At 48.4% G+C, this 19,307-nt stretch carries 21 protein-coding genes; 18 read left to right on the top strand and 3 right to left on the bottom strand.

All coding sequences use genetic code 11. The features are described from left to right. Positions 1-248 precede the first annotated feature (248 nt). The 9 genes from mraZ (at position 249) to H9Q77_RS09720 (ending at position 8,880) form a co-directional block, all read left to right on the top strand. Positions 249-680, top strand: a complete 432-nt coding sequence (gene mraZ / locus H9Q77_RS09760; protein WP_249327153.1) for a division/cell wall cluster transcriptional repressor MraZ — start codon at positions 249-251, stop codon at positions 678-680. A 24-nt stretch (positions 681-704) separates the two neighbouring features. Next, the gene (gene rsmH, locus H9Q77_RS09755) at positions 705-1,634 is read left to right on the top strand and encodes a 16S rRNA (cytosine(1402)-N(4))-methyltransferase RsmH (RefSeq protein ID WP_249327152.1); all 930 of its coding nucleotides are present in this window, start codon (positions 705-707) and stop codon (positions 1,632-1,634) included. Between the two features lie 40 nt (positions 1,635-1,674). Then, complete coding sequence (locus H9Q77_RS09750) at positions 1,675-2,124, top strand: cell division protein FtsL (protein ID WP_118692199.1); 450 nt, start codon at positions 1,675-1,677, stop codon at positions 2,122-2,124. 18 nt (positions 2,125-2,142) lie between these two features. Further along, positions 2,143-4,419, top strand: coding sequence for a peptidoglycan D,D-transpeptidase FtsI family protein (locus H9Q77_RS09745; RefSeq protein WP_249325339.1), 2,277 nt, complete (start codon positions 2,143-2,145; stop codon positions 4,417-4,419). Positions 4,420-4,488: 69 nt separating this feature from the next. Beyond that, on the top strand, positions 4,489-6,279 hold the full coding sequence (locus H9Q77_RS09740; RefSeq protein WP_249325337.1) for a peptidoglycan D,D-transpeptidase FtsI family protein: 1,791 nt from the start codon (positions 4,489-4,491) through the stop codon (positions 6,277-6,279). A gap of 80 nt (positions 6,280-6,359) precedes the next feature. Beyond that, complete coding sequence (locus tag H9Q77_RS09735; protein ID WP_118546055.1) at positions 6,360-7,331, top strand: sigma-E processing peptidase SpoIIGA; 972 nt, start codon at positions 6,360-6,362, stop codon at positions 7,329-7,331. Next, a complete protein-coding gene (gene sigE, locus H9Q77_RS09730) occupies positions 7,216-7,911 on the top strand; it encodes an RNA polymerase sporulation sigma factor SigE (RefSeq protein ID WP_235897886.1) in 696 nt (231 codons plus the stop codon). The genes H9Q77_RS09735 and sigE overlap by 116 nt, the downstream gene beginning before the upstream one ends. Positions 7,912-8,031: 120 nt before the next feature. Then, positions 8,032-8,322, top strand: a complete 291-nt coding sequence (locus tag H9Q77_RS09725; RefSeq protein ID WP_147365328.1) for a hypothetical protein — start codon at positions 8,032-8,034, stop codon at positions 8,320-8,322. Between the two features lie 12 nt (positions 8,323-8,334). Further along, positions 8,335-8,880, top strand: coding sequence for a VanZ family protein (locus H9Q77_RS09720; RefSeq protein WP_118546061.1), 546 nt, complete (start codon positions 8,335-8,337; stop codon positions 8,878-8,880). Here the strand turns inward: H9Q77_RS09720 and sigG are convergent. Next, the gene (gene sigG / locus H9Q77_RS09715; protein WP_249325335.1) at positions 8,870-9,649 is read right to left on the bottom strand and encodes an RNA polymerase sporulation sigma factor SigG; all 780 of its coding nucleotides are present in this window, start codon (positions 9,647-9,649) and stop codon (positions 8,870-8,872) included. The genes H9Q77_RS09720 and sigG overlap by 11 nt on opposite strands. Positions 9,650-9,801: 152 nt before the next feature. On the opposite strand from sigG, the gene H9Q77_RS09710 reads away from it, so the two are divergent. Then, positions 9,802-10,035, top strand: coding sequence for a YlmC/YmxH family sporulation protein (locus H9Q77_RS09710; protein ID WP_118546063.1), 234 nt, complete (start codon positions 9,802-9,804; stop codon positions 10,033-10,035). A gap of 53 nt (positions 10,036-10,088) precedes the next feature. Further along, positions 10,089-10,553 (top strand): transcriptional regulator NrdR, encoded by a 465-nt coding sequence (gene nrdR / locus H9Q77_RS09705; RefSeq protein ID WP_118546065.1) that lies wholly within the window; start codon positions 10,089-10,091, stop codon positions 10,551-10,553. Between the two features lie 298 nt (positions 10,554-10,851). Here the strand turns inward: nrdR and H9Q77_RS09700 are convergent, their stop codons facing one another. Then, the gene (locus tag H9Q77_RS09700) at positions 10,852-12,183 is read right to left on the bottom strand and encodes a polysaccharide biosynthesis protein (RefSeq protein ID WP_118546067.1); all 1,332 of its coding nucleotides are present in this window, start codon (positions 12,181-12,183) and stop codon (positions 10,852-10,854) included. A 146-nt stretch (positions 12,184-12,329) separates the two neighbouring features. Between H9Q77_RS09700 and nifS the strand changes: the two genes are divergently transcribed. The 7 genes from nifS to H9Q77_RS09665 all read left to right on the top strand — a co-directional run bounded on the left by nifS (position 12,330) and on the right by H9Q77_RS09665 (position 18,284). Next, entirely contained in the window at positions 12,330-13,508 is a 1,179-nt protein-coding gene (gene nifS / locus H9Q77_RS09695) for a cysteine desulfurase NifS (protein WP_249325327.1), read from the top strand. Between the two features lie 26 nt (positions 13,509-13,534). Continuing rightward, positions 13,535-13,972 carry a Fe-S cluster assembly scaffold protein NifU gene (nifU, locus tag H9Q77_RS09690; RefSeq protein ID WP_022154150.1) on the top strand — a complete coding sequence of 146 codons (438 nt, stop codon included), beginning with the start codon at positions 13,535-13,537 and terminating at the stop codon, positions 13,970-13,972. A gap of 5 nt (positions 13,973-13,977) precedes the next feature. After that, complete coding sequence (gene mnmA, locus H9Q77_RS09685) at positions 13,978-15,057, top strand: tRNA 2-thiouridine(34) synthase MnmA (protein ID WP_118546071.1); 1,080 nt, start codon at positions 13,978-13,980, stop codon at positions 15,055-15,057. A gap of 117 nt (positions 15,058-15,174) precedes the next feature. After that, positions 15,175-15,714, top strand: coding sequence for a hypothetical protein (locus H9Q77_RS09680; protein ID WP_022154148.1), 540 nt, complete (start codon positions 15,175-15,177; stop codon positions 15,712-15,714). Positions 15,715-15,887: 173 nt separating this feature from the next. Beyond that, the gene (gene cls, locus H9Q77_RS09675) at positions 15,888-17,468 is read left to right on the top strand and encodes a cardiolipin synthase (protein ID WP_408641170.1); all 1,581 of its coding nucleotides are present in this window, start codon (positions 15,888-15,890) and stop codon (positions 17,466-17,468) included. Positions 17,469-17,499: 31 nt separating this feature from the next. Next, the gene (locus H9Q77_RS09670) at positions 17,500-17,916 is read left to right on the top strand and encodes a DUF523 domain-containing protein (protein ID WP_118546075.1); all 417 of its coding nucleotides are present in this window, start codon (positions 17,500-17,502) and stop codon (positions 17,914-17,916) included. Then, complete coding sequence (locus tag H9Q77_RS09665; RefSeq protein WP_118546077.1) at positions 17,916-18,284, top strand: DUF3783 domain-containing protein; 369 nt, start codon at positions 17,916-17,918, stop codon at positions 18,282-18,284. The genes H9Q77_RS09670 and H9Q77_RS09665 overlap by 1 nt, the downstream gene beginning before the upstream one ends. A 13-nt stretch (positions 18,285-18,297) precedes the next feature. Here H9Q77_RS09665 and H9Q77_RS09660 read toward each other — a convergent pair whose 3' ends face one another. Then, a complete protein-coding gene (locus H9Q77_RS09660) occupies positions 18,298-19,119 on the bottom strand; it encodes a histidinol-phosphatase HisJ family protein (RefSeq protein WP_118546079.1) in 822 nt (273 codons plus the stop codon). Positions 19,120-19,307: the final 188 nt, after the last annotated feature.

Genomic DNA, 19,307 nt, shown 5'->3' with positions numbered 1-19,307 from the left:
TTGTGTTTGCTCTTATTTTTTTACCACATATAGTGGAAAAGAGCGCTCTTGTCATAGGACAGGACGCTTTTTTTGATTCTGCCGTCGAAAAAAGCCACTTGATTTCTCTTGTAAAATCCCTTAATTTAGTATAAAATCATAATAAAAGTGGGAGAAAGTGGAGGCAAGTGCCATAAAGTGGTAGATTTTTGGGAAAATGACCTCCTTTTTCGTGGCAGTCCCCTTTTGGATGAATGGTGGTGAGTGCGATGTTTATGAGCGAGTACAACCATACGTTAGATACGAAAGGCAGGTTGATCATTCCGGCGAAATTCCGAGAGACTTTGGGCGAGGAATTTGTGATTTCCAAGGGAATGGACGGCTGCTTATTTGTGTATGCAAACGATGACTGGAACGCTTTTGAACAGAAGCTGACCTCATTACCTCTGATCAATAAGGAAGCAAGACAATTTGCCCGTTTCTTCTTAGCCGGTGCGGCTACGGTGGAAGTGGACAAGCAGGGAAGAATCCTGTTGCCGGCACACTTGCGAGAATTCGCCGGACTGGAAAAAGATGTGGTGTTAGTCGGAGTCGGCAGCCGCGTGGAGATCTGGAGCAAGGATAAGTGGGAGGCCATGAACTTGGATGCGGATATGGATGAGATCACCGGTGCCATGGAAGGACTGGGACTGACCATTTAAAAGAAGCAGGAAAGGATGACCGTCGTGGAATTTAATCATTATTCTGTGATGTTGCATGAGACCATCGAACAACTGAATATCAGACCGGACGGCATCTATGTGGACGGAACCTTAGGAGGCGGCGGACATGCATATGAAGTGTGCAGCCGCTTACAGAACGGACATTTCTACGGGATCGATCAGGATGACGCGGCGATCGCGGCGGCATCGGAGAGATTACGATGCTTTGGAGATAAAGTGACCGTGATCCGTAACAATTACGTGAATGCGGTGGAGGCACTCAGAGAATACGGAGTGACCGGTGTGGACGGCATTGTGCTGGATCTGGGAGTCTCTTCCTACCAGTTAGATACCGAGGACAGAGGGTTTTCTTACCGATTTGATGCACCGCTTGACATGCGGATGGATCGCAGACAGACCCTGACGGCGAGAGACATCGTGAACAACTATTCCGAGATGGAGCTGTATCATATCATCCGGGATTACGGCGAAGATCCGTTTGCGAAAAACATTGCGAAACATATTGTAAAAAACAGGGCGGACAAGCCCATTGAGACTACCTTTGAATTAAACGAGATCATCAGGGCTGCAGTCCCGGCGAAGATGCGGCAGAACGGACATCCCTCCAAGCAGACATTCCAGGCGATCCGCATTGAGTGCAATCAGGAACTGGAAGTACTGAAAAAGGCATTGGACGAATTGATCGAATTGTTGCATCCCGGTGGGAGGTTCTGCATCATCACCTTCCATTCTCTGGAAGACCGGATCGTGAAAAATGCGTTCCGCAGGAATGAAAATCCCTGTACCTGTCCTCCGGAATTTCCGGTGTGTGTATGCGGTAAGGTCTCCAAGGGAAAGGTGATCACCAGAAAACCGATTCTGCCCGGTGCGGAAGAACTGGAAGTAAACAGCAGATCCAAGAGCGCGAAGTTACGCGTGTTTGAAAAGAAATAAAGAATTTTAAATATTTCATCAGTGAAAGTGGGAATAAAGTATGGCACAGAGAAGAAGTAATACCCCATACATATATGATAATACAGCAAGAGACTTACAGATCCGCAGGCAAATGGAAGAGCCCCGGAGACAGCTGTCTCACGAGACGAGAAAAAACAGAGAAAAAGCAAGACATATGAGCATCGGCTATGTGACTTTTCTGATGGTGGCACTGGTGGCATGTGCATTTTTTCTGGTGAACTATATTCAGATGCAGTCAGAACTGACTGCCAGGATCACGGAAGTATCCAGAATGGAGAGCGAGTTGAACTCTCTGAAGCTGGCAAATGATGAAGAATACAGTCGCATTACCAGTAATATCAACCTGGAAGAGATCAAGAGGATTGCCATCGGCGAACTGGGAATGACCTATGCAGCCGAGGGACAGGTAATCCCTTATGAGAGCAACAGTAATGACTACATGCGTCAGGCTGATAACAGTCAGAACTAAGCCCGGGAGGCCCGAAGTGTGAAAGAACAGAAAACGAAAAAATTTTCCGTAAAAATGCAGAAAAAGCTCCTGTGTCTTTATGCACTGATCATTCTGGCATTTATTCTTTTATCGGTGCGTCTTACATGGATCGTGAAAGCAGATGGTGCAGCTTACGAGAAACAGGTGCTGTCTCAGCAGAAATATGATTCCATAACATTACCTTTCCGGCGCGGCGATATTGTGGACGCCAAAGGAACCAAGCTGGCGGTCAGCGAGAAAGTATATAATCTGGTCATCGATGCCAGGGTTATGCTGGACCGGGAGGATTATCTGGAACCCACCATGGAAGCATTGGGTGCAAATTTCCCGGATCTGGACATGACGGCAGTGCGGCAGTATGTAACGTCTCACCCCGAATCTTCCTGGTATGTGCCTCTTCGGAGGATGACTTATGACCAGATCAGCGGATTCCAGGCGGCAGCACTGGAGAACAGCAAGATCCGTGGTGTCTGGTTTGAAGAGGAATATAAGAGAGTCTATCCCAACGGTTCTCTGGCGGCAGATGTGATCGGATTTTCCAGAGCGGACAATGAAGGACAGTACGGTCTGGAAGAGTATTACAATGATGTTCTGAACGGAACCACCGGAAGAGAGTACGGCTATCTGAATGACGATGCCAACCTGGAGCGTACGATCAAGCCGGCAGTAGACGGCAACACGATACACAGTACCATTGATGCCAATATTCAGGGCATTGTAGAGAAATACTTAAAGCAGTTTAACGAGGAGCATAAGGATGCGGTACATCCCGGTAACGGTGCGGAAAATGTGGGCTGCATCATCATGGAAGTCAATACCGGCAATATTTTGGCCATGGCCAGCTATCCTACCTATGACCTGAACGATACCAGGAATACGGACGCCCTTTTGGGATCACGTAAGATCGAGATGGTGACCAATGCCAACGGTTACCAGGTACTGACGAAGACAGATACCTATTTTACCCAGGAAGATATCGATGCCCTGACAGATGAGCAGCTATTGGATAATCTGAATTACCTGTGGAAGAACTACTGTATCTCCACCACTTACGAGCCGGGATCCACGGCGAAGCCTTTTACCGTGGCAGCAGCATTGGAGAGCGGTGCCATCACCGGCAACGAGCACTATCAGTGTAACGGATCTCTGGAAGTCGGCGGACATACGATCAAATGCCACAGCTACCGTTCCGGCGGTGAAGGTGATGTATCGGTACAGGATTCCATTGCCTGGTCCTGCAACGTAGCGTTAATGAAGATTGCTGCCACCATGGGCAAAGAGGAATTTGCCAAATTCCAGCAGATCTTTAACTTTGGATTAAAGACCAACGTGGATCTGGCAGGAGAGGCGAGAACAGCAAGCCTGCTGTTTCCGGTGGACCAGATGGGAAGCGCTGATCTGGCGACCAACAGCTTTGGACAGAACTTTAATGTGACCATGCTCCAGATGATCACCGGTTTCTGTTCTCTGATCAACGGCGGTTACTATTATGAGCCTCATATGGTGGATAAGATCACCAATACAAGCGGAGCAACGGTGGAGAACATTGAACCGAGAGTGTTACGACAGACCATCTCCGAGAGCACTTCGGCGAAGATCAGACAGTACTGTCGTGCTACCGTTATGGAAGAGGGTGGTGACCGCAGAACCGGTAGAACCGCAAGACCTGCAGGTTATGCCATCGGCGGAAAGACCGGTACCGCAGAGACTATTCCCCGTAAAAACGGTGAGTATGTTGTATCCTTTATGGGATATGCACCGGCGGATGATCCCCAGATCGCCATTTATGTAGTCGTGGACCGTGCCAATGCATCCCCTCAGGATGATGCAAAGTTTGCAACCGGTATTGTACGAAATGTTCTGACGGAAGTGCTGCCTTATCTGAATATCTTCATGACGGAGGAACTGTCTGAAAAGGAGATTCAGGAACTGGCGGAGAAACAGATCGAGATTACGAATCAGTATACCCAGACTCCCGAGAACGGAGATGACCAGAGCACCGGAGACAATCAGACGGGAGACGATCAGACCGGAGACGCTCAGACCGGAGATGATCAGTCCGGAGATTCCCAGAGTGGTGACGGAACCGGTGACGATACGACGACGGTTACGGAGGACTGGAGAAATTATCCCAAAGATCCCGCTACCGGTTATCTGGTAAGTCCGATCGACGGCGGTCTGATCGATCCCATTACGGGAGCGGATGTCGGCGGGGACGATACTATGGGTGACAGTCCCATTAACAATAATCTGCTGAATCAGCAGAATGAATAAACAAAACATACGAATAGCCTCACAGCAGGAGCAATAAAATGTAAAAAGCTCTTGTTGTGAGGTTTTTTTATGGCGGATCAGCAAAATCGTTTTTTTCATCGCAAAAAGATCATGACCATTTTTTTCATATGCGCACTGGTGCTTATCGGATTGTTTATGAGACTTTTGTATCTGATGGTGTGGAGGGCGGATTATTATGAGGAAGCGGCGACGAGACTGCATGAGAGAGAACGCAGCATAAAGGCGGCAAGAGGACGTATTTTGGACAGGAACGGAGTGGTACTGGCGGATAACAAGACGGTCTGTACCGTATCGGTGATTCATAATCAGATCACAGAACCGGAAAAGGTGATAGCCATGCTGGTAAAAGAGCTGGGAATTTCGGAGACGGAAGCGAGAAAACGTGTGGAAAAATATTCTTCCATGGAACGCGTCAAAAGCAATGTGGACAAGAGCATCGGTGACAGAATCCGGGAATATGATCTGGCGGGGGTGAAAGTGGATGAGGATTATAAGCGATACTATCCGTATGGGGACCTGGCCAGTAAAGTCCTGGGATTTACCGGAGGGGACAATCAGGGGATCATTGGACTGGAAGTAATCTATGAGGAAACACTGCAGGGAGAACCCGGTATGATTCTGACTGTGACGGATGCCAAAGGAATCGAGATAGACACAGCGGGGGAACGCCGGGTAGAGCCGGTGCCGGGATGGGATCTGCGGATCAGCATCGACCGTAACATCCAGGAGTATGCCGCGCAGCTGGCGGAACAGGCCTGCGCCACCAAAGAGGCGGACAGCGTCTACATCATCGCCATGGATCCGCGAAACGGAGAAATCCTGGCCATGGTCAATTATCCGGAATTTGACTTAAACGACCCTTACACGCTACCGGAACTGACTGAGTGGAAGGAGGACGGAAGCATTGCGGTGGTGGATCCGTCCACCCTGACTGCGGAACAGAAGCAGGAGAAGCTGAATGCCATGTGGCGCAACGGCTGCATCAACGATACCTACGAACCGGGTTCCACCTTCAAGATCATCACCGCCGCTGCGGGACTGGAGGCCGGAGTAGTCACACCGGAGAGCACATTTTCCTGTCCGGGATTCATCATTGTGGACGACCGAAAGATCCGCTGCCATAAGATCGGCGGACATGGCACACAGACATTTGTGCAGTGTATGCAGAATAGTTGCAATCCGGCACTGATCTCCGTAGGACTGCGTCTCGGTGTAGACAATTATTACAAATATTTTGAGCAATTCGGACTGAAAAAAAGAACCGGAATCGATCTCCCCGGGGAAGCAGCAACGATCATGCATAAAAAAGAAGACATGGGAAATGTGGAGCTGGCGACGGTGGCTTTCGGGCAGTCTTTTCAGATCACGGCGATTCAGCTGCTGACAACGGCATCCTCCATCATTAACGGAGGCAACCGGATCACTCCTCACTTGGGCATGGAAGCCCTGAACCGGGATGGCGAAGTGGAACAGGTTTTTACTTATCCTGTGGAGACAGGAATCGTATCGGAAGAGACCAGCGCAACTATGCGTTATATCCTGGAGACAGTGGTGTCGGAGGGCTCTGGTAGAAACGGACAGGTGCAGGGCTTTCGGGTGGGTGGTAAGACGGCGACCAGTCAGACGCTGCCCAGAGGCAGCGGACGTTATATTTCTTCTTTTATCGGATTCGCGCCTGCCGATGATCCACAGGTGATTGCCATCGCCATTATCAACAATCCCCAGGGAGTCTATTATGGAGGACAGGTGGCAGCACCTATTATAAGGCAGCTGTATGAAAATATTTTGCCTTATTTGGGACTGGAGAAGACGGAGGATACTGTTGTCGAAAATCATTGAATGAAAAAGGTTCCGGCGGATGAAAATTTGACAAAATCCGCTGGGGACACCCCTTATAATAATTCTGAAGGAGGGGTGTGATGCATTATGAACTATATTTAGACAGTATGTTCCTCCTGAATCTCGGTATGAATCTGTTACTTCTGATCATGGTAGACCACAGCACCTGCCGCACTGCCACGTGGTACCGGCTGCTGTGTGGAGCGGGAATCGGAGCGGTCTGCTATCTGCTCCCTTTTTTATGGAAGGGAGCGGCTCTACTTAAACTGCTGCTCTGTATGCTGCCCGGAACATTGTTGATGCTTACAGTAACATTCCGAATCCGGAATTGGCGTTCGCTATGGAGTTATTTTAGAAAGCAGATGTATGATACTTTCCTGCTCGGAGGAATTCTGGTGGCTGTGCTGAGGGGAATCCCGGCCGGAATACAGTATGTACCGGGAATTGTGCTTGCACTGGGACTGGGGGCTCTGACAGTGCAGCTGCTATTGTGGAGATACCGAAGAGAAACGGAGCTTGGAACTCATTGTGAGGTAGTACTCCGGGGTACGGAACAGACATTGTGTATCGCGGCGATTGTGGATTCCGGCAATACTTTGACGGAACCTATGAGCGGAGCCCCCGTATCTGTATTGGATGTGGTGACATTTCAGACTTTGTGGCCGGAGGGACTGCCGGATTTTCGGGTGATTCCTTACCACAGTGTCGGGAAAAAGAATGGAATTCTCTATGGATACAGGATTCCGCAGATGAAGATCCGGATCCATGGTGTGGAAAAAATATGCAGCGATGTGTGGCTGGCAGTAAGTGAAGAGGAAATCGCAGGAAGAGAGATTCCTATGCTGCTGCATCCGGCGCTGTTAAAAAAGACAGGAAAAGCAGGAAGGAGCAACTATGATCTTAAAGATAGCAATACCCGGGAAAATGCAATTCAAGATGATTCGCAGAGAACCGTTTCTGCGGCAGCGGAAAGGAGATATTCATTACATCGGAGGCGCAGAGGTCCTGCCACCGCCGCTTCCCACAGATCAGGAGAACCGGGTGATCAGTGATCTGGGAACGGAATATGAGGATGAAGCAAAGGCCATATTGATTGAACATAATCTCAGACTGGTCGTCTACATAGCCAAAAAGTTCGATAATACGGGAGTGGGCGTGGAGGATCTGATCTCCATAGGTACCATCGGACTGATCAAATCCATCAATACCTTCAATCCGGAGAAAAATATCAAACTGGCGACCTATGCCTCACGGTGTATTGAAAATGAGATATTGATGTATCTGCGGCGGAATAATAAGACGAAGATGGAAGTGTCCATCGATGAACCTTTAAATGTGGATTGGGACGGCAATGAACTTCTCCTGTCGGATATCCTGGGAACGGATGAGGATGTGATATACAGAGGGATAGAGAACGAAGTGGAGCGCAAGCTTTTAATGAATGCCGTAAGCAAGCTGTCAAACCGGGAGAAGACCATTGTACGGCTGCGGTTCGGACTGGGAACACCGGACGGACAGGAGATGACACAGAAGGAAGTGGCAAGCTTTCTTGGAATCTCCCAGTCCTATATTTCGAGGCTGGAAAAAAAGATCATGCGGCAGCTGAAAAAGGAGATCAGCCTGCATATTTGACTTTGCATTCGGGACGGATACATGATACTATAGAGATTACGGAGAGGAACTGTTCTCCGGGTTGTGAATGACAGATTTTAAGGACGAAGATACATGATACAGCGTAATGATATATTATCGATGGAATATTTGAAAAAGACGGAATTCACCGGATGCCATCAGGGGATGCGCTACCGCCTGGAACAGACCCAGGATCCGGAGAACCCCGAGGGCGGTAAAAAGCTTATGGTGACGGTATGGCCGGAGCCCTTTAATTATTTTAATACCCCGGAGGAAAAAAAGAAAAGAGCATATTTTTCTTTTGACGAGGATGGCGTGGTGGATGCCGTCGGCTGGATGAATGACCGCTTATTCGAGGATAAGAAGATATGGGAGGAAGCACCTTCCCATTGGGATACCTATCAAATGTAAGGAAATAATAAGATGATGTTAAAATATATCATAAAGGATCTAAAGGAGACCCTGGCCTATCTTCCCTACGGGATTATGGCGGGTGCTGTTGTGGGACTGCTCCTGAACGGACTGAATGCCAGACGGGAGCGTAAGGGGAAGGATACTTTTCCCATGGCGGGACTCATGGCATTTTCTCTGTATCTGATGATCATTCTGGTGATCACTTTTTTCTCCAGAGAGGATGGCAGCCGGATCGGCATGGATCTGGAACTGTTCTCTACCTGGGGGACGAATGCGAGGAACCATTCGTATGTCGTGGAAAATGTATTGCTGTTTATTCCCTATGGATTTATCTGTCCCTGGGCATTTCCGTGGCTTCGGGGTTTTTTTAGGAATACCTTTGCGGCATTCGTGACCAGCTTTGGTGTGGAGACGATCCAGCTGATCACCGGCAGGGGATATTTTCAGGTGGACGATATCCTGACCAATGTGCTGGGGGCTGTGATCGGGTATGTGATTTTCTGGCTGCTGCATCATATGATACAGGGATTCCACAGACCTGATCTCAGGCGGTAAGATAGCCCCGCATAGCTTTCAATGCATTTTTTTCGAGACGGGAGACCTGGGCCTGGGAGATGCCGATCATGTCGGCAACCTCAGTCTGGGTCTTTCCTTCGAAAAAACGCAGAGAGATGATATGACGCTCTCTGTCGTTCAGACGTTTCATGGCTTCGCTGAGGGAGAGATGTTCTACCCACATCTCTTCCTTATTTTTTTTATCACTGATCTGGTCCATGACATAGAGGGTGTCGCCGCCGTCAGTGTAGACCGGCTCATAGAGACTCATGGGGTTCTGCATGGCATCTAAGGCATAGACGATGTCTTCCTTGGAGATACCCACCTCCGCGGCGATCTCTTCCACAGTGGGCTCCTTCAGATTTTTTCTCGTCAGTGTATCTCTGGCGTAGATTGCCTTATAGGCGGTATCCTTCAGGGAGCGTGATACACGAATGCTGTTGTTATCCCGTAAGAATCTGCGGATCTCCCCGATGATCATGGGAACCGCATAGGTAGAGAACTTCACACCCAGAGTAGCGTCGAAATTGTCAATGGCTTTGATCAGCCCGATGCAGCCAATCTGGAACAGGTCATCCACGTTCTCCGCACTGCTTGAAAAACGTTTGATCACACTTAGGACCAGACGTAAATTCCCTTCGATATAGGTCTCTCGGGCAGCGGTATCTCCTTCACGGATCTTCGTAAATAGAGCATCCTTGTCTGCCGCCTTTAACAAAGGCAGATTTGCTGTATTGACGCCGCAGATTTCCACTTTTCCCTGTACCATAGAGACCTCCCGATTACTGAATATTGTGATAACAACAGTATTCACAGGACTGTGGGAGGATATACTTTGCCGGTAGAATTTCCAGTATTTGCCGAACAAACGGATAGAAAAGGCATATATTATATATATAGAAAGAAAGCAGGAGTACGCATATGCTTTTTTCCGAATTAAAATGCAAAGATGTGATCAATGTCAGAGACTGTAAAAAGCTGGGGCATGTCTGTGATCTGGAATTCGATGAGTGCAGCGGATGCATCTGTAAGATCATGGTGCCGGGTGGAAACCAGTGGCTGGGATTCCTGCGCTGTGAGCCCAATATTGTCATTCCTTACAAGGACATCCGGCAGATCGGTCCGGACATAATTTTAGTTGACATTAACTGCTGATTCTCTTATAATATCCGTATAAATAACACGTGGTTTTTAAGAGGAGGATGCCTATGAAATGTCCATTCTGCAGCCATGAAAATACCAGAGTGATCGATTCGAGACCGGCGGAAGATAACAATTCCATTCGCCGTCGCCGTGTGTGTGATGAATGCGGCAAGCGATTTACCACTTACGAGAAGATCGAAACGATTCCACTGATCATTATTAAAAAGGATAATAACAGAGAGGCGTATGACCGTTCTAAGATCGAAGCAGGAGTACTCAGAGCCTGCCATAAACGTCCGGTCAGCGCACAACAGATCACGACGTTGGTGGACGAGGTGGAGAACGAGATCTTCAACCGGGAAGAACGTGAGATCCCCAGCGGAACCATCGGTGAACTTGTGATGAATAAGCTGAAAGATCTGGATGCGGTAGCTTATGTAAGATTTGCTTCTGTATATCGGGAGTTCAAGGACGTGAACACCTTTATGGATGAATTAAAGAGTGTCCTGAATGACAAGAATCCCATGTAGCATCTTCGGAACAGATAAATTCCGGGAATCCCGGTGCGGCGAAGGAGGAAGCTCCGGTTCAGGAGCAGAAATCCAACGCACCGTTAGAGGACATCTCCATTACGTTCCACAAACAGGACGATTTCGGCTACATTGGCAGGGACAGCGATATCCATTCCCTGGATGTGGAGAAGGCGATCTCCGATATGCGTAAGGACCAGATCTTACAGCAGTACCAGTACTTTGTGGGAAGTAAAACGGTATTTACAGAATAGTTACCTCCGTCTGTCAGGCGTAAGCAAGACACCGGAGGTATTTTTTAATGTTTTCGGAAGAAGTGATACAGACAGAAAAAATAGATTCCGGCAAGTACCAGCTGGCTGACCAGAATCCCCCACAGATATCCCTGCATACCGATCACGGGAATGGCAAAAAATACGAACAGGAGCCGGATCAGAAGACAGACCACGTTGGAGGCAAAGATCCGTCCCGCCATGCCAAGACCCTGCAAAATGCTGGAGAGAGTGGTATCCAGATACAGAAAAGGACAGATGAAGCCCAGAGTCACGATAAAATGACCGGCCAGTTCACTGTGGAACAGTTCCGTTCCCATCCAGTCACCCAGAAACAGAAAGCCACATAGACAACAGGCACCCATGAGACTGCAATACTTTACGGTGCGCAGGGTGGCGTTTATGACGGCTCCACGGTCTCCTTTGGCATGATTTTCGGAGATGGTGGGCAGGAGAAGCACCGCCACGGAGCTGGTAAGGGCGTTAGGAAAAAAGATCATGGGCATGGCCATGCCGGTAAGGACTCCGTATACACTTAAGGCTGTGGTGGTATCATAACCGTAGAGCAGAAGTTTCCGGGGAATGGAGACGGCTTCGATACTTTGTAAAATGTTCAGAACGATACGGTTGGCGGTCAGAGGCAGTGCCATTCCGAGCAGATCCCGATAGACCGGAACAGAAGGACAGATATTTTGCAGGGAAAGAATACTACTGTCCGGATACAGATGTATATACAGGCAGACCAGAGCGATCAGCATGGAAAAGATCTCGCCTACGGTGAGACCTAGAACCGCAGCATTGATGGAGGGAGTACGACCTTCTGCCAGATCGGCTCCGGTGACGAGAAAGACGCAGCTGACTCTTGCAAGCTGCTCTAAAAGCTGTGTAAGAGCAGGCACGGAAGCTTTCTTTTTCCCATAGAAATAACCGTTGATGCAGGCGTGCAGCGCGGCAAAGGGGACAGAGAAGGACAGAATCCGCAGCATGGGTACGGTACGGTGATCTTTTAACAGAAAAATACCGATAGGATCCGCAGAGAAAAACAAAATGGCATTTGTTACAAGAGACAGGGGTAAGGTGATACTGATCCCGGCCAGCAGAGGCTTTAAATTCCCGGAAGGGCGTTTGGCACTATCCGCCGCCACATATTTCGAAATGGCGGTCTGATATCCGGCGGCTGTAAGGGAAAAAGATAGGGATAATGCCGGACTGAGCAGCTGATAGATGCCCATTCCCTCCTCACCGAAGAGCCTGGACAGATAGATACGGTAGAAAAATCCAATGACACGGGTGATAAGGCCGGTTGCAGTCAGAATGATAGTACCGAAGATCAGGGGATGACGTTTGGCATGTTTCATAAGCGGATTTTTTGACCCTTTTGGCTGAAAAGATCTTGCAAAAGTATATTCCGATGACCTTGTTGACAGAACAGTAAAGTGAATGCTATCATGAATAGCAGTAAAATGTGCATGATCAGTTACAAGATATGCAGAAATGAGGCAATATGATATATTTAGATAATGCAGCGACTACGAAAACAGCACCGGAGGTCGTAGATGCGATGCTCCCGTATTTCAGTGAATATTACGGCAATGCCAGCACCATTTACAGTCTGGGTGCCGAGAGCAAAAAGGCTATGGATCATGCCCGCAGGACTATCGCGGACAGCCTGGGTGCGAAGCCGGAAGAGATCTATTTTACCGCCGGCGGTTCGGAGTCCGACAACTGGGCATTAAAAGCCACCGCAGAAGCTTATGCTTCTAAGGGAAAACATATTATTACCACGAAGATCGAGCATCATGCCATTCTCCATACCTGTGAGTATCTGGAGAAGAGAGGCTTTGAGATCACCTATCTGAATGTGGACAGAGACGGACTGATCAGCTTGGACGAGCTGAAAGCAGCCATCCGCCCCGATACCATTCTGATCAGCGTGATGTTTGCCAACAACGAGATCGGTACCATCGAGCCCATCGCCGAGATCGGAGAGATCGCGAAGGAGCACGGCGTATTGTTCCACACCGATGCGGTACAGGCGTATGCACAGGTTCCCATCAATGTGGATGAGATGCATATTGACATGCTCAGTGCCAGCGGCCATAAATTAAACGGCCCCAAGGGCATCGGCTTTTTATATATCCGTAAAGGAGTGAAGATCCGTTCTTTTGTACACGGCGGAGCGCAGGAGAGAAGCCGCAGAGCCGGTACAGAGAACATCCCCGGCATCGTGGGACTGGGGGCAGCCGTAGAGCGTGCTATGCGTATTATGGACAGTAAGACCCGCAAGGAGATCGAACTGCGTGATTATCTGATCGGACGTCTGGAGAACGAGATCCCTCATTGCTGGCTGAACGGTCACCGCACGAAGAGACTTCCGAATAATATCAATTTCTCCTTCCTGTTTATCGAGGGAGAATCCATGCTGATCATGCTGGATATGAAGGGAATCTGTGCTTCCAGCGGATCTGCATGTACTTCCGGATCCTTAGATCCTTCCCATGTGCTGTTAGCCATTGGTTTAAAGCATGAGGAAGCCCACGGTTCCTTACGTCTGACATTGTCTGAGGATAGCACGAAGGAAGAGATGGATATCGTAGCGGAAGAAGTGAAGAAAATCGTCCAGAGACTGCGGGATATGTCTCCTTTATATGAAGATTTTCTGAAAAGTCAGAAGAACAACTAAGCAAGAAAGAAGAGGATAACAGATACATGTACAGTGAAAAAGTAATGGATCACTTTCAGAACCCCAGAAATGTCGGGGAGATTGAGGATGCCAGCGGCGTAGGTACTGTGGGTAACGCCAAGTGCGGAGATATTATGAGAATGTTCCTGGATATTGACGAGAATGGGATCATCCGGGAAGCAAAGTTCAAGACTTTCGGCTGCGGTGCTGCCGTAGCTACCAGCTCCATGGCTACCGAACTGGTAAAGGGCAAGACCATCCAGGAAGCTTTGCAGGTAACGAACAAGGCGGTAATGGAGGCTCTGGACGGACTGCCTCCCGTAAAGGTACACTGCTCACTTTTGGCAGAGGAAGCCATCCATGCAGCTCTGTGGGATTATGCAGAGAAGAACCACATCACCATTGAAGGCCTGCAGAAGCCCAAGAATGATATCAGTGAGGGCGAAGAAGAGGAAGACTATTAAGATCTATGAAGAAAAAAGTAGTGGTTGGCATGTCCGGAGGCGTGGATTCCTCCGTGGCAGCCATGTTATTAAAAAAACAGGGCTATGATGTGATCGGGGTCACCATGCAGATCTGGCAGGACGAGGAGGAAGCGGTGAAGGAAGCCAATGGCGGATGCTGTGGATTGTCTGCGGTGGATGATGCCAGAAGAGTGGCAGAGAGACTGGAGATTCCTTATTATGTCATGAACTTTAAAAAAGAGTTCAAGTGTCATGTCATGGATTATTTTGTGGACGAGTATTTAAGAGGGCATACACCGAATCCCTGCATCGCCTGCAACCGTTACGTGAAATGGGAATCCCTGTTACAGAGGAGCTTAGAGATCGGCGCGGATTATATTGCCACGGGACATTATGCGAGGATCGACAGACTGCCAAACGGCCGTTTTGCCATCCGCAATTCCGTTACAGCGGCGAAGGATCAGACCTATGCGCTGTATAATCTGACCCAGGATCAGCTTTCACATACTCTGATGCCGGTGGGAGAATACACCAAGGATGAGATCCGTGCCCTGGCAGAGGAGGCGGGACTTCCGGTGGCGCATAAGCCGGACAGTCAGGAGATCTGTTTCGTGCCGGATAATGATTATGCTTCCTTTATTGACAGAGAAGCCGGAGAAAAGGTGCCGGGACCGGGCAATTTTGTCACGGAGGACGGCAGGATACTGGGGCATCATAAGGGGATTACTCATTATACCCTGGGGCAGCGCAGAGGACTGGATCTTCCCATGGGAGAGAGGGTGTTTGTTACAGCCATCCGCCCCGAGACCAATGAGGTGGTGATCGGTTCCAATCAGGAACTTTTCACGGATAAAGTATTATGTGAAAATGTGAATTATATGGCAGTGGAGAATATCACAGAACCCATCAGAGTACTGGCGAAGATCCGTTACAACCATAAGGGAGAGTACGGGACCCTTACCAGACAGCCGGACGGCAGAGTGCTTTGTACTTTTGATGTACCGGTGCGTGCCGCTACCCCGGGACAGGCTATGGTGTTCTATCAGGGCGAACATGTACTGGGCGGCGGGACCATTGTCCTGTAGGAAAACAGGGATCACTATTTTACAATAGTGGTCCTATATTTTTATCACGACACGTAACATCAACAGCGGGGGCGTGCATATAATAGAAGAAAGCTTTTATAATTCACAGGAGAGACTATGGATTATCGATTTTCGTTTCAGAGACCTATGAGGAGAAACAGCTTCTGTTCCATGAAGGGAACGATCGTGGATCTGGTGCCGGCAGGGCAGGGCGGTCGCAGAGCTGATGGATGCCTGCTATTTGCCGCTATCGAGGATACGGATGGCAATACCGTGAACTTTTTTATCAACCCCGATACCTATGTGGTGGATTTTACTACGTTGTCAGTGGGAATGATGGCAACCTTCTGGTATCGCAATGATGCGCCCATGCCCCTGATCTATCCGCCTCAGTATACGGCAGTGGTAGTGGCTGAAGAGAGAAGCGACCGGAATGTGGATGTGAGCTACTACAGCAATTCCCTGGTCAATGAGGAGCAGACATTGCAGCTGAATCTGGATGGCACAGTGGATGTGCGTACCGTGAACAACCAGTATTTCCAGGCGAGTCCCGCGAACCATAATCTGGTGGTCATCTATTCCTCTTCCACGAGAAGCATTCCTGCCCAGACCACGCCGTCTACAGTGGTGGTACTGTGTGACAGAAACTGTGGTTAGGCAGACAAAAGAGGACAGTTGTAGTCCATAGACCTATTGAGATTTTTGCAAAAATGTTATACCATAAAACAATCCCCATAGAACATATTCATAGCTGCCTGCGCATAGTGCAGGCAGCCTGTGAGGGGGAGATTACTTATGATCTGGCAGAACGAAAGAGAAAAGAGGATATTATGGGTAAGAAAAAGCAGATGCGTTCTGAAGTAAAAGGGAATGTGAAAAACAGTATAGGAAGAATTGCGTTTGCAGCATTGGCTGTGCTCTTACAGATCGGCTGGATATTGATATTGATGATCAAACTGTATCAGTATTCTTCAGTGATCTCTCTGCTGACCAGCCTGTTTGCGCTGGTAGTGGCGCTCAGGATTTATGGGAAACATACCAATGCCGCATTTAAGATGCCCTGGATCATTGTAATATTGGCATTTCCTGTGTTCGGTCTGTGTATTTACGGATTGTTCGGACATAAAGAGGCTATGCATAAAATCATCCGGAAATTTGAGGATGTGGATGCACAACTGATTCCTCTGAATGTTCAGGATGAGACAATATTGCAGCAGCTGGAGCAGGAAGATCCTCTGCTGGCAAATCAATGCCATTATATCTGGAAGTATGGTAATTATCCGGTGTATGACACGACAGCTGTGAAATTCTATCCGGAAGCTTATCTGGGATACGAGGAACAGCTTAAGGAGCTGGAGAAGGCAAAGCACTTTATATTCCTGGAATATCATGCCATAGAGGAGGCGGAGGCTTTTGCACGGCTGAAGGATGTATTGGCAAGAAAGGCTGCCGAGGGCGTGGAAGTCCGTATTCTGTACGACGATGTGGGCTGTATCGGCTTTTTGGATAAAAGCTTTATAGACCGCATGAATGCCATAGGTGTACAGTGCCGGGTATTTAACTATGTAGTGCCCTTTTTAAATATTTTCATGAATAACCGCGACCATCGTAAGATCATGGTCATCGACGGAAAAGTAGGATTCACCGGTGGATATAATCTGGCAGATGAGTATTTTAATATCACGCATCCTTACGGCTACTGGAAGGATACCGGTGTGAAGCTGACCGGCAGAGCGGTACAGAATTTTACCATGATGTTTTTGGAAATGTGGAATGTTATGGGACAGGCGGATACCGATTATGAAAAGTATCTGAAGGCATCGCAGGAAGGTGCGGAAGATGGAAATGTGCAGAAGGCATCCGGCTATGTACAGCCCTATGCGGATTCTCCACTGGACGGAGAGCCGGTGGGTGAGAATGTCTACCTGAACCTGATCAAGACGGCGAAGGAACGCCTCTATGTGGCAACTCCTTATCTGATCATCAGTGATGAGATGACGAGAGAGCTGGGACTGGCGGCAAAACGTGGCGTGGATGTACGGGTATTTACCCCGGGTATTCCGGATAAAAAAATCATTTACGGTGTGACCAGATCCTATTATTCCGGACTGGTGCGTCAGGGTGTGCGGGTTTATGAATATACCCCGGGCTTTTTGCATGCGAAGCAGATGCTGTGTGATGGGGATACGGCGACCGTCGGTACTATCAATATGGATTACCGGAGCCTTTATCATCATTTTGAAAACGGTGTGTGGATGCACGGCTGTGATGCCATCCGGGATATTGAGGCGGATTTTGATAAGCTGTTACAGGATAGTGAGGAAGTCACCGATAAATACCGGGATGGAAGGAAAAATATGGCAGTGAGAGGCTGGCAGTGTATCATGCGCCTGATCGCGCCGCTATTGTAACAGACATAATAACGGAAAGCTGGAGATTACGATGAAAATACTGGTCAGTGCCTGTCTGCTGGGCGAAAACTGTAAATATAACGGGAAAAATAATTACAGCGAGCGTGTGGCAAAATATTTGGAAGGGCATGAGGTGATCCCGGTATGTCCTGAGGTGCTGGGAGGACTTCCGACCCCGAGGGATCCGTCGGAGATCGTGAGCGGTGAGGTCATAAACTGTAAAGGCGTAAATGTGGACAGGCAGTTTCGGGAAGGCGCAGAGGAGGCTCTGCGGATCGCCAAAGAGAATGGCATCGATCTGACAATCTTACAGTCACGAAGCCCCAGCTGCGGCGTAAAGCAGATTTATGATGGAAGCTTTACCGGTAAAATCATCCCCGGACAGGGAGTATTTGCACAATTGCTGGAAAAGAACGGCTTCCGGGTGATGGACTGTGAGGAAATATAATGGCAAAAATATTATTGTTTGGCGTGAGTACACATAAAGACCGGGCTGTGCGTGTGGCAGCGGAGAAAATAGGTGTGGATGTGACGGCGGTGAACCGCAGGGACTATGGACAGAAGATCGGAACACTGGCGGAAATCAGCGGTTTTCATAAGAATGGAAAAATATATAACGGTCCTGATTTTGCAATGGAAATGCTGGTGTTTTCCGGAATGGATTCGCAACAGGTGGATGCATTCCTGGCAGAATATAAGGCAACCGGCTTACCACCGGTTGCCCTGAAGGCGATTGTGACACCGTATAATGTCTCATGGACAGCGGATGCGTTGCTTCGCGAGCTGATGAAGGAACACATTCAGCTTGGCGGATAGGGAATAAAGAAAATTACAGCTTGTGGTATTCCGGGCAGCGTTTTTCATAGATCGTATAATATTTGAAACCACACAGCTGCAGAATCTCGGAGGCCAGATCCAGATAGGATCCTACATCCTGTGCTTTGTGGGCATCACTGCCAACGGTAATGATCTCGCCGCCCAGTTCGTGATAGCGGCGGAGAACATCGGTACAGGGATGAGGCTGTCTGAGACCATAGCGGAAGCTTCCGGTATTCAATTCCAGGCCCTTGCCACTGTGAACCAACAGTTCCAGAATCGGATCGATGGCATCCTTATATTTATCGTAGGAGTAATTTTTGTCCTTGGAAGGCGCCACACGGACGATATAATCCAAGTGCCCTAAGACGTCATAATCGTCATGGCATTTCAGATTTTCCAGCGTCTCTGCAAAATAAGCACGGATGGCTTCCTCCTCGGAGGAAAACTTCTCAAAATATTCGGGGTAATAGGGATCCATTCCCCGGCACAGATGGGTAGAGCCAATGACGAAATCAAAATCATAGGCGGAAGTAAAATCTTCGTCTTGGTCGGCCAGATGAGGCTGCAAGCCTAATTCCACACCGAAGAGAACCCGCATTTTCCCTTCGTATTTGGCGCGGCAGCGGAGGATGTCATACAAATAAGAATCTGTATTCAGCAAAAAGATGCTGCCGGGACCTTCCTCAGTGCGTGGATAATCAAAATCGTTATGCTCGGTGAAACACATGGTTTCCAGTCCAAGAGAGATCCCTTTATCGATCATCTCCGGCATGGGAGCCTGGGCATCTCCGGAAAAAGAAGAGTGAAGATGACAATCTGCTTTGATAGACATATTTTTTATCCTTTCTGGTTATCATTCTGTTGTAAGTCATTTACAGGGTACAGTATAGCAAAAAACGGAGCAAAAATCATACCATTTCTAAACAAACTGTAAAATTTACCACAAAATCGCAAATATTTTGCATTTACATCTTGAATTATAAAGAGGAATTAGGTAAAATGAATTTGCTGATAAAATTT

This window comes from Simiaoa sunii (assembly GCF_014337175.1).
GTDB lineage: Bacteria > Bacillota > Clostridia > Lachnospirales > Lachnospiraceae > Acetatifactor > Acetatifactor intestinalis.
This window is presented reverse-complemented; position numbering and strand designations above follow the sequence as displayed.

What these genes read in the sequence shown, in the direction of transcription:
- H9Q77_RS09710 (WP_118546063.1), top strand. Translation starts at nt 9,802, where the DNA reads ATGCTTTTTTCCGAATTAAAATGCAAAGATGTGATCAATGTCAGAGAC.
- H9Q77_RS09680 (WP_022154148.1), top strand. Translation starts at nt 15,175, where the DNA reads ATGGATTATCGATTTTCGTTTCAGAGACCTATGAGGAGAAACAGCTTC.
- nifU (WP_022154150.1), top strand. Translation starts at nt 13,535, where the DNA reads ATGTACAGTGAAAAAGTAATGGATCACTTTCAGAACCCCAGAAATGTC.
- H9Q77_RS09670 (WP_118546075.1), top strand. Translation starts at nt 17,500, where the DNA reads ATGAAAATACTGGTCAGTGCCTGTCTGCTGGGCGAAAACTGTAAATAT.
- H9Q77_RS09720 (WP_118546061.1), top strand. Translation starts at nt 8,335, where the DNA reads ATGATGTTAAAATATATCATAAAGGATCTAAAGGAGACCCTGGCCTAT.
- mnmA (WP_118546071.1), top strand. Translation starts at nt 13,978, where the DNA reads ATGAAGAAAAAAGTAGTGGTTGGCATGTCCGGAGGCGTGGATTCCTCC.
- nifS (WP_249325327.1), top strand. Translation starts at nt 12,330, where the DNA reads ATGATATATTTAGATAATGCAGCGACTACGAAAACAGCACCGGAGGTC.
- H9Q77_RS09660 (WP_118546079.1), bottom strand. Translation starts at nt 19,119, where the DNA reads ATGTCTATCAAAGCAGATTGTCATCTTCACTCTTCTTTTTCCGGAGAT.
- sigE (WP_235897886.1), top strand. Translation starts at nt 7,216, where the DNA reads ATGATTCGCAGAGAACCGTTTCTGCGGCAGCGGAAAGGAGATATTCAT.
- H9Q77_RS09740 (WP_249325337.1), top strand. Translation starts at nt 4,489, where the DNA reads ATGGCGGATCAGCAAAATCGTTTTTTTCATCGCAAAAAGATCATGACC.
- H9Q77_RS09725 (WP_147365328.1), top strand. Translation starts at nt 8,032, where the DNA reads ATGGAATATTTGAAAAAGACGGAATTCACCGGATGCCATCAGGGGATG.
- mraZ (WP_249327153.1), top strand. Translation starts at nt 249, where the DNA reads ATGTTTATGAGCGAGTACAACCATACGTTAGATACGAAAGGCAGGTTG.
- sigG (WP_249325335.1), bottom strand. Translation starts at nt 9,649, where the DNA reads ATGGTACAGGGAAAAGTGGAAATCTGCGGCGTCAATACAGCAAATCTG.
- cls (WP_408641170.1), top strand. Translation starts at nt 15,888, where the DNA reads ATGGGTAAGAAAAAGCAGATGCGTTCTGAAGTAAAAGGGAATGTGAAA.
- nrdR (WP_118546065.1), top strand. Translation starts at nt 10,089, where the DNA reads ATGAAATGTCCATTCTGCAGCCATGAAAATACCAGAGTGATCGATTCG.
- H9Q77_RS09700 (WP_118546067.1), bottom strand. Translation starts at nt 12,183, where the DNA reads ATGAAACATGCCAAACGTCATCCCCTGATCTTCGGTACTATCATTCTG.
- H9Q77_RS09735 (WP_118546055.1), top strand. Translation starts at nt 6,360, where the DNA reads ATGCATTATGAACTATATTTAGACAGTATGTTCCTCCTGAATCTCGGT.
- H9Q77_RS09750 (WP_118692199.1), top strand. Translation starts at nt 1,675, where the DNA reads ATGGCACAGAGAAGAAGTAATACCCCATACATATATGATAATACAGCA.
- H9Q77_RS09665 (WP_118546077.1), top strand. Translation starts at nt 17,916, where the DNA reads ATGGCAAAAATATTATTGTTTGGCGTGAGTACACATAAAGACCGGGCT.